The 559-nt window shown below is 60.8% G+C and carries 1 protein-coding gene; it reads right to left on the bottom strand.

Features of this window, described 5'->3' with window-relative positions; all coding sequences use genetic code 11:
- Window positions 1-119: 119 nt before the first annotated feature.
- A partial coding sequence (locus tag ENZ75_RS33725) for a DNA polymerase III subunit beta (protein WP_164768144.1) occupies window positions 120-559 on the bottom strand: 440 nt, incomplete at its 5' end.

The raw sequence follows: 559 nt of genomic DNA, 5'->3' as shown, positions 1-559 counted from the left end.
GTGTCAGCACTTCGGTCCTGTTGTGGACCGGCGGCAACCGCTATCCGCCTATAGAAGTCGCCGTAAATATCGCGCTTGCCGCCGGTCCACAACAGGACCGAAGTGCTGACACCGCGCCGCTACACGCGCATCGGCATCAGCACATAGAGTGCGGTCTCGTCGGCCATGTCGTGGATCAGCGTCGGCGAACCGGCATCCGCCAGCATGAACTTGGCCTCCGTGCCGGTCAGCTGCGCGGCAACGTCGAGCAGGTACTTGGCGTTGAAGCCGATCTCGATCGGATCGGATGAATAGTCAGCGGACAGTTCTTCGGTGGCGCTGCCTGAATCCGGATTGTTGACCGCAAGCGTCACCTGACCCTCGCTGATCGACAGCTTCACCGCGCGACCGCGTTCGGAAGAGATGGTCGAAACACGATCGACGGCGGCGGCAAAGCTCTGGCGGTCGATGATCAGCTTCTTGTCGTTGCCTGTCGGAATGACCCGCTGATAATCGGGGAAGGTGCCGTCGATCAGCTTCGAGGTCAAAACCACGCTGCCGATGGTGAAGCGGATCTTGG

The organism is Mesorhizobium sp. M7A.F.Ca.CA.002.04.1.1 (genome assembly GCF_004022805.1).
Taxonomy (GTDB): Bacteria; Pseudomonadota; Alphaproteobacteria; order Rhizobiales; family Rhizobiaceae; genus Mesorhizobium; species Mesorhizobium ciceri.
The sequence above is the reverse complement of the archived record's forward strand: the minus strand, read 5'-3'. Positions and strand labels throughout refer to the sequence as shown.